At 61.5% G+C, this 2,423-nt stretch carries 1 protein-coding gene; it reads right to left on the reverse strand.

Going from position 1 to position 2,423, the window contains the following annotated elements:
- Positions 1 to 2,108: leucine-rich repeat domain-containing protein (locus HP547_RS11785; RefSeq protein WP_256676322.1), on the reverse strand; the 2,108-nt coding region annotated here is incomplete at its 3' end.
- Between the last annotated feature and the right edge of the window lie 315 nt (positions 2,109 to 2,423).

Here is a 2,423-nt window from a genome sequence, read left to right on the forward strand (position 1 = left end):
TCCGCAGCCAGGTGGAACAGCGCCATACGTGTCGCAGTATTGTCGTGGCAGGCCTGTAGCACGGTCCAGACCCTGCGCCCGATTTCAGTTGGCGTTTTCCTGAATTCGGCAGTTCCCGTAAGATTGGCAAGCAGGCCAAACAGTTCATGACTGTCGGGTTCGGCAACCAGCGCATCCCACACGGTTGCATGAGCCTGCTGCTTCAGAGGCCCCAAGGTCCCAAGCCACAAATCCCTCACCGGATCGCGACGTTCCAGGCGCGGCGTCACCAACAGGCGCTCCACTGTATACAAGCGCTCGAGCGTGCCGGCTGGCAGTACGTTGCCATCCAGCTGCAACGCCCGGCGCAGTTGCAAAGGGGCCTGGAACAATGCATCAGGCAGATTGGCGATCTGGTTGTTGCGCAGGTCAGCGAATACCAGCAGTCCGCACCATTGCAGGCCTGGCGGCAACGCCAACAACCGGGCATTGTTCAGCCGCAGAAACCGTAAACCGGAAAGCTGGTTGAACTGCAGGTTGATACCACCCAAGAAGTTGCTGCTCAGGTCCAGCGAACGCAAGTTCGACAGGTGAGCCAGCACGCTGACCTGGTCAGCAGGGATTCGGATGCGGTTGCGCGGCATCAACAACTGCCGCAATTCGGTCAACCGCTCAAGCCCGGGTGGCAGCTCGGTCAAAGCATTATTGCTCAACTCCAGTCTTCGTAAGCGCGGGAAGCAGGCGAGAAATCCCCGTGGGACGTCGCTAAGCTCAAGCCCCGCGAGGGTGAGCTCTGATACATGGGAAAAATCCGTCCCGGCTGGCAGGGCAGGAAGACTTCCCACAGGCGCGGCGACGATGCTTACGCTGAGCATTGCGTGATGATCAATGCTCCGGGAAAACCGATCGCTGCGCATTTGCCAGGCACGGCAAAGCGAGTCCGCGACCTGCTGGCGAGCTCGGGGATTGCCGGGTGTCTCACGGGCCCACGCATGCAAGCGGCCCTCGAGCTGTCGGTACTCCTGTTCTGCGCGCAGCAGATTGTCGTACACAGTCCCTGGCTGAAGCAGCAGAGCCTGGATGTAGTGCTCGGTGCCTTCATCGCCGATACCGGGGTACAACGCCCGAACCCGCTGTCGTAGCACGCGATCCGGGCTACTGATGCACGACTGACAGCCACCCAGCAAATAGCCTGCTCGCCCATCCTCCATGCGTTGCATGGTCGATGCCTGGGGCCTGGCCTCACGCCATCCAAGCAAACGCAGCAACGGCCCACGCTCGTCGGGGAGCCATGCCTGCATCTGCCTGCGGATAGCTGCCGGCGCATCGGCGCCAGCCCAACCCGGATGCGACCGGTAAGTATCAGGCAAGCAGGCCGCCAGCACTTCGAAGAGCCCTTGAGGTTCGGCAATTTCACGCTCATACGCCAGGCTTCCGGCGTAAAGCTGGAAACCGCCGCTTCGCCGGACCAGCACCAGTTCCTGTTTCATTCCCCGCTCCGGGAACAGCTGCGCCAGCGCTTGCCCGGCATAGCGATCCTGGCGTAACACCAGGTTGAAATCCGCTGCGGCTGGCCCGTGCAGACGCAACAAGGCAAACACCAGGGCCACCAGCTCGGGTCGATAGCTGTGTGGTAGATACAGGGCCTCACGCATACGGGTCAGACGTGCCAGTTGAAGCGTTGCCCGGAGACGTTCAGCGAGTGCCAGCGGAATGCGTGATTCAGCCTGCATGCGCAAGCGCATAGCTGCGGTCGCGTGGTCAAGAGCATCGAGAGCATAGGCGTCTGGCAACGCTGGGAAGTCCCGTTGTATCAGCGCCTGCAAAGGGTCTTTCACCAGGTAGCAGCTTGAAAAATGCTCGAACATCGCTTCGCGGACCCTTGCCGCCTCTTGGCGTATCGAAATCACCTGCTCGTCAAGCGGCTGCCCCTGCAATTGCAAATGGTCGATACACCACTGCCATAATTCGGTATCGGCGTCGCCTGCCTCCAACTGGGCGAAAAACGCTTCCATGCGCGCATCAACGGCGAAGCGCTCCAAGGTATCGCGCAGCTGCACGGGCAGGCGCCGCCTCTCTACCAGCAGACCACGCAGGTACTCCTCGTCGACATCCGCCACACTCAGCATCTGGGCCACACGCCCAGCACTCACTGTGCGCGCCGACGGCCATAGGCGCCCCAGCAACAGTGCCGCGCCCTGCCATTCCAGTGGCCGCTCACCACCGAGCAACCAGGCACGCTCTGCGTTGCTTCGCACGACCGGCCCGTATGCCTCGTGGTCACTGGCATGGCGCAAGCGCCATCCTCCCCTGGCATCCTGCCGCACCCCGTACAGTGCCTGTTCAAGCCGCAGCCAATGGCGCTTGCCATCCGTAAGCAAGCCATTGTCAGTTTCAGCTACCTCAGCGGGTAACGGGTCAGCTTGATAGGGTTGCAGGTCGTT

Origin of the sequence: Pseudomonas sp. CM27, assembly GCF_013179515.1 — a bacterium.
Taxonomy (GTDB): domain Bacteria; phylum Pseudomonadota; class Gammaproteobacteria; order Pseudomonadales; family Pseudomonadaceae; genus Aquipseudomonas.